The 6331-nt window shown below is 62.3% G+C and carries 7 protein-coding genes; all 7 read left to right on the top strand.

The genetic code is table 11. The features are described 5' to 3' along the window. Positions 1-7 precede the first annotated feature (7 nt). Entirely contained in the window at positions 8-895 is an 888-nt protein-coding gene (gene cyoE, locus QME24_RS13590; protein ID WP_029886721.1) for a heme o synthase, read from the top strand. A gap of 308 nt (positions 896-1203) precedes the next feature. Further along, positions 1204-2412: an alanine transaminase gene (alaC, locus tag QME24_RS13595; RefSeq protein WP_009682133.1), complete on the top strand. Its 1209-nt coding sequence runs from the start codon at positions 1204-1206 to the stop codon at positions 2410-2412. A 197-nt stretch (positions 2413-2609) separates the two neighbouring features. Beyond that, positions 2610-3737: a hypothetical protein gene (locus QME24_RS13600; protein WP_281690865.1), complete on the top strand. Its 1128-nt coding sequence runs from the start codon at positions 2610-2612 to the stop codon at positions 3735-3737. A gap of 127 nt (positions 3738-3864) precedes the next feature. Next, on the top strand, positions 3865-4248 hold the full coding sequence (locus QME24_RS13605; RefSeq protein ID WP_029886718.1) for a YkgJ family cysteine cluster protein: 384 nt from the start codon (positions 3865-3867) through the stop codon (positions 4246-4248). Positions 4249-4457: 209 nt separating this feature from the next. Further along, positions 4458-5021 carry a GNAT family N-acetyltransferase gene (locus QME24_RS13610; RefSeq protein ID WP_009681616.1) on the top strand — a complete coding sequence of 188 codons (564 nt, stop codon included), beginning with the start codon at positions 4458-4460 and terminating at the stop codon, positions 5019-5021. 11 nt (positions 5022-5032) lie between these two features. Continuing rightward, on the top strand, positions 5033-5572 hold the full coding sequence (locus QME24_RS13615) for a hypothetical protein (protein WP_009681617.1): 540 nt from the start codon (positions 5033-5035) through the stop codon (positions 5570-5572). Positions 5573-5592: 20 nt separating this feature from the next. Next, complete coding sequence (locus QME24_RS13620) at positions 5593-5979, top strand: lysozyme inhibitor LprI family protein (protein ID WP_054881689.1); 387 nt, start codon at positions 5593-5595, stop codon at positions 5977-5979. Positions 5980-6331 lie beyond the last annotated feature (352 nt).

Here is a 6331-nt window from a genome sequence, read left to right on the forward strand (position 1 = left end):
AGACTGCATGTCCGTTAAGCACTTTATCCAAATCACCAAACCGGGGATCATTTTCGGTAACGTGCTTTCCGTGGCAGGCGGTTTCTTCCTTGCCTCGAAGGGCCATGTGGATTTCGCCCTGTTCCTGGCGGCGGTGATCGGTACTTCGCTGGTGGTAGCGTCCGGATGCGTGTTCAACAACTGCATCGACCGTGACATCGACCACAAGATGGAGCGCACCAAGAACCGCGTGATGGTTCAGGGCGGCATGTCGCTGCCCCTCGCGCTGATCTACGCCACCCTGCTTGGGGTGGCGGGTTTCAGCCTGCTGTATGTCCAGGCCAACCCGCTGTCGGCGTTCTGCGCAGCAGTAGGGTTCGTCGTCTACGTCGGCTTCTACAGCCTGTGGCTGAAGCGCAAGTCGGTGCACGGCACCTTGGTCGGCAGCCTGTCGGGTGCCATGCCCCCGGTGATCGGTTACTGCGCCGTGAGCAACAGCTTCGACCTGGCTGCGGTAACCCTGCTGGTGATGTTCAGCCTGTGGCAAATGCCGCACAGCTTTGCCATTGCCATCTTCCGCTTCAAGGATTACAGCGCTGCCAACATTCCGGTGCTACCGGTGGCGCGCGGCATTCTGGCGGCGAAGAAGCAGATCGTGCTGTACGTACTGGCTTTCGTGCTCGCTACCTTGATGCTCACCCTCGGCGGTTACGCCGGCCTCGGCTACCTGGCCGTGGCAGCTGCCATGGGCCTGTACTGGCTGTACATGGCCTGGGGTGGCTACAAGGCCGAGGACGACAGCAAGTGGGCGCGCAAGGTGTTCGGCTTCTCCATCCTCACCGTCACTGCCCTGAGCGTGATGATGGGTGTGGACAGCCAAACTGCTGCGGACGTGCTGATGACATACGCACGCTGAAATAGCTGCCTGTTTCACGAAAACCCTGGCCATGTGCCGGGGTTTTTTTATGGGTGTTTTTCCTGTGCCGGCCACGGCGCAGGTCCCAGGGGCTGCGGGTAACCCTGTGGGAGCGGGCGAGCCCGCGAAGAGGCCAGCGCAGGAAAACATAAATCCTGTATTTTCAAAAAATACTTCTGAAAAGATCTAACAAAACAGGTTTTTGTCCTTTACAGGTATCCTCTCTCGGCACTATCTTCTGATCCAGGCCGCCATATCGGCCAGCGTCGCTCGGACGGTTCCGGGCGCTTACGTTCTCAGAGGAAACCATGGCCAACCCAGGTTCGCCGCGCCGCTTTGCGCGCATCGATCGTCTCCCCCCTTACGTCTTCAACATCACTGCCGAGCTCAAGATGGCTGCCCGCCGCCGTGGCGAGGACATCATCGACCTGAGCATGGGTAACCCCGATGGCGCCACGCCGCCGCACATTGTCGAGAAGCTGGTGCAGGTTGCCCAGCGTGAAGACACCCACGGCTATTCCACCTCGCGCGGTATTCCGCGCCTGCGCCGGGCCATCGCCAACTGGTACAAGGAGCGCTACGAAGTCGACATCGACCCGGAGAGCGAAGCCATTGTCACCATCGGTTCGAAGGAAGGCCTGGCGCACCTGATGCTCGCCACCCTCGACCAGGGCGACACCGTGCTGGTGCCCAACCCCAGCTACCCGATCCACATCTACGGCGCGGTGATCGCCGGCGCCCAGGTGCGCTCCGTGCCGCTGGTGCCGGGGGTGGACTTCTTCAACGAGCTTGAGCGCGCCATTCGCGAGTCGATACCCAAGCCGAAGATGATGATCCTTGGCTTCCCGTCCAACCCCACCGCGCAGTGCGTAGAGCTGGACTTCTTCGAGCGTGTGGTTGCACTGGCCAAGCAGTATGGTGTGCTGGTGGTGCATGACCTGGCCTATGCCGACATCGTCTATGACGGCTGGAAAGCCCCGTCGATCATGCAGGTGCCGGGCGCCAAGGACATTGCGGTGGAGTTCTTCACCCTGTCCAAAAGCTACAACATGGCGGGTTGGCGCATTGGCTTCATGGTCGGCAACCCCGAGCTGGTCAATGCGCTGGCGCGGATCAAGAGCTACCACGACTACGGCACCTTCACCCCGCTGCAAGTGGCGGCCATCGCTGCCCTGGAAGGCGACCAGCAGTGCGTGCGCGACATTGCCGAGCAGTACCGCCAGCGCCGCAACCTGCTGGTCAAAGGCCTGCACGAGTTGGGCTGGATGGTCGAGAACCCCAAGGCGTCGATGTACGTCTGGGCGAAGATTCCGCCGGCGTATGCGCACCTGGGGTCGCTGGAGTTTTCCAAGAAGCTGCTGGCCGAGGCCAAGGTATGCGTGTCGCCGGGCATCGGTTTTGGTGATTACGGCGATGATCATGTGCGCTTTGCCCTGATCGAGAACCAGGACCGCATTCGCCAGGCCATCCGCGGCATCCGGCAGATGTTCCGGGCTGACGGGCTGGTCCGCAAGTAAGGCCATCGCGACCCAAGGCCGCTCCCACAGTGACCACGCAGCATCCGAAAGCTGCGCTGTACCGGTGGGAGCGGCCTTGCGTCGCGAAAGGGCTGCAAAGCAGGCTCAGGATCTTCAGCCGGGCGAGCTTTCCGCCTGCATTCCAAGCTTCAGCCAACCTACCTTCGGCACTCATTTCTCACCGAAGGGATCCCCCCATGAGTGTCTTCACCGCCTATTTCTGCGGCACCGGCTCGCACCGCTTCGACCACGCCAACCCCAACTTCTGGAACGGCGAGCTGGTTTCAACCCTGGCCAGCAACGAGCAGGGCCACGAGTTCGCCCATTGGATTGCTGTGGATGGTCCAGGCAGCGGCAACCTTCAGGATGACAACCTGTTCGTGGAACCTGGTGGCTATTACAACTGGACCGGGCAGCTGTTTGGCCGCGGCTGGGAGGAAAACGTCAACCACGTGCTGCAGGTGATCAAAGGCGAAAGCAACTGGCAGCGCAACGAACTGAGCAAGGAAGAATACGGGCGGCTGAAGCAAGCCGGGGTGCCGATACCGGATGCAGGGTCTGCGGCCTCATGGTTCTGGCGCAACTACAGCTACGGCGCCCGCCACCCCACACCGCAGCAATTGCAGGAGGGCATCATCAGCATGTTCCGCAAGCCGCGCCTGCCGACCCAGGTCAACCTGGTGGGCTGGAGCAGGGGAGGGATCAGCTGCCACATGCTGGCCAATGCCATGGCACAAGACCCTGTACTGCGCGACATACCGGTGAACATCTTTGCCATCGACCCGGTACCGGGCGTTGGCAATGTGCAGCAGCAGCGGGTCAGCCTGACCGGCAACGTGAAGGAGTACGTGGGGTTCTATTCACGCGATGAGCGTTCCAAAGGGTTTGCCTGCGTGGTTCCTGCCGTGGCGAGCACTACACGCATCTGCATTTATCCAATGCCTGGCCGGCACGCCACGCTGGTAGGCAACGCATCGCTTGACGGCGCGGGCGCGGGCAAGGTGTTGGCTGAGCCGGGGTTGATCGTTCGCCACTTTGCCGAAGTCTGCCTGGCCCGCTGGGGTGTGCAGTTGGGCAAGCGCCTGGCGTTGACCGACAGCCAGCTGATGCAGTATCACCAGCAAATGGCGGCCGCAGACGACCAGTACCAGGCCATGCGAAAGGCGTCCTATACCGTGCTCACCGAGGGTGAGAAGGACGACCGCCTGGTGCACTGTGGCCAAGCGCCCATGCGCTTCAGCGAGGTGCAGGGTACAGCCTACGAACCCTGCACGGGCCTGGCCTTGCAGCGCTGGGACGCCGACACTTACAAAGCCATCTGCTAGCGTTGCCAGGCGGCCGGATCAGCGGCAATTTTTTTTTGCATTGCCCCTCTATCCAGCCGCCCCTGCTTGGACTGAGAATGGCGCCGCGGGCCAGACCCGATAACAACAACCTTCCCTCCGTGCCATCATGTCCGAATACAACCCTTGCCTTGACTGCGGCGCCTGCTGCGGGTACTTCCGTGTGTCTTTCTTCTGGGGCGAATGCCAGTCTGCCGGGGGCGTTGTCCCGGATGACCTGGTGGTGCAGGTCAACCCTACCCGTGTGGCCATGATCGGCACCGATGCCAAGCCGTGCCGCTGTATCGCCCTTCAGGGCGAGGTCGGCAAAGAGGTGGCCTGTACCATTTATGCCAACCGCTCCAGCCCGTGCCGTGAGTTCGAGGCGTCGTGGGAGGGTGGGGTGCACAACCCCAGTTGTGACGCCGCCCGGGCAGCGTATGGCCTGCCACCGCTGACACCGCCTGGGGCCAACGAGCCGCATTGGCCGGATGATGGGGCCGAGGTGGCCTGACGCGTTTTCGCTGGCCTGCACTGGCCCTATCGCCGGCAAGCCAGCTCCCACAGGCGTTGCATATCTCGTGGCAAACACCTGTCAGTCCTGATGCGATTTCTGTGGGAGCGGCCTTGTGTCGCGATGGGCTGCGCAGCAGCCCCGGGATGCCGTAACCTCGCGCTTGACGTTAAACTGTCATCTCCCCAGCAATGGACAGGAGATCCGGCGTGACCCCACCCCGCAGTTTCCCCAGTGACCTCTGCCTCGACAGCCCGCGCCTGCAACTGCGCCCCATGCGCCATGCCGATGCCGCGCAGTGGCTGGCGATCATGGCCGACCCCGAGGTCATGCGTTATTGGCACCATGCCCCTTGGCAAAACCTGGCCGAGGCAGAAAGCGCCCTGGCCGCCGATCGCGAAGCCTATGCCAATGGCGACCAGCTCAAGCTGGGTATGTACCGCCGCGACAACGGTGAACTCATCGGCATGGTCCAGCTGTTCAACATCGACGATGTCTCCCGCCGTGGCGAGATCGGCTACTGCCTGGCCAGCGCCGTGCAGGGCAGGGGCTACATGGACGAAGCGCTCACCTGCTTCATCGATTACCTGGCCAATACCCTGCACATGCGCCGCCTGGAAGGTGAGATCGACCCGCGCAACCAAGGCTCGGCACGCACCCTGGAACGGCAAGGTTTCGTGCTTGAAGGCACCCTGCGGGCGCGCTGGTGCGTGGCCGGTGAGTTGTCCGACTCCGGCATCTATGGTCTGCTGCTTGAGCCCCCGGTCGCCTAGGAATTTGCGCTTTGCCCGTTTTCTACCTGAGCATTAGCCTGCTGCTGTACTTGCTCGCCCTGTTCTTCAACGGCGCGCACATGAATGGCGGGCATCACATGCCGGCGCTGCAGATGCTGCTGTACGGGCCATGGGGCTTGCCCTTCGGCTTGCACCAATGGTTTGCCAACCCGCTGCTGGCGTTGGCCATCCTTGCCCACCGGCGCTTTCGCCGGCTGGCATTGCTGGCCGGGTTGGCGGCGGTTTACCTGGCGGGCAGCAGCTTCGGCATCACCCGTCTGCCGGATAACCAGACTTATGAATTCCATGACCTGAGCGGGTTTGGTGCCGGCTTCTACCTGTGGCTGGCGGCGATGGGCGTGTTCTGCCTGGGCCAGGCCTGGCATTGCTGGAAGGCCCGCAGCGCTGAGGATATGCCCGGTTGGAACTGGCTTGATGTGGCCTTGATTGCGGCGTTGGGTGTGGCGGTTTATGCCGCCACACAGATGCCAGCGCTGCAATTCGAGCCGGGCAAGGTGCTGATGCCGCCGGTGCAACCCCAGACGCTTTGATACCTAAAAGGAGAGTTGGCATGTGCAAGCAATACCTGGCAGGGCTGGCACTGACCTGCGTGCTGCCATTGGCCGTGGCCGATGACTACACGGCGGCCTACGTGCAGTGCATGGACAAGGCCTCCAGCACGGTGGCCATGAGTGAGTGCATCGGGGCCGAGACGCAGGTGCAGGACCAGCGCTTGAACCGGGTGTACGAGCAACTGATGGGCAAGCTGGATGCCGGGCAGCAGAAAAGCTTGCGCGATGTGCAGCGCAAGTGGCTGGCGTACCGCGATGGCAATTGCCAGTTTCATGTGCAGGCCAGTGGCGGGACCATGGCGCAGCTGGAGGGTGGTACCTGCATGATGAGCATGACCCGCGACCGCGCGGCGGAGCTGGAGCGGGTGCTTAGCCCGGGGCAGTGAGTTGCCTGTACGGGCCTCTTCGCGGGCATGCCCGCTCCCACAGGGGTAGTGTTGGGAGCAACTGTCTTGTATTGCCTGGACTGGCCTCATCGCCGGCAAGCCAGCTCCCACAGGGATTGCGCCAGCTTATGGCTTTTCAGCAAGACAGTTGCTCCCCCAGGAATTGCACAGGATTTGAAGTCGATGCGATCGAAGTGGGAGATTCTATGGTTCCTGGCAAGGGTAGCCGGAGCATCTTCAGCGCCTGTGAGATCGAGCGCCGCCCGCGCGGCGCAATCGCGAGCTGCGCTCGCTCCTACGTTTGTTTCGGGCCAGTAACGCCTGTGACAGGCGCGCGCGGCCGCCTTGTTTG

The sequence above is a fragment of the Pseudomonas sp. PARCl1 genome (assembly GCF_947311875.1).
GTDB classification, from domain to species: domain Bacteria; phylum Pseudomonadota; class Gammaproteobacteria; order Pseudomonadales; family Pseudomonadaceae; genus Aquipseudomonas; species Aquipseudomonas juntendi.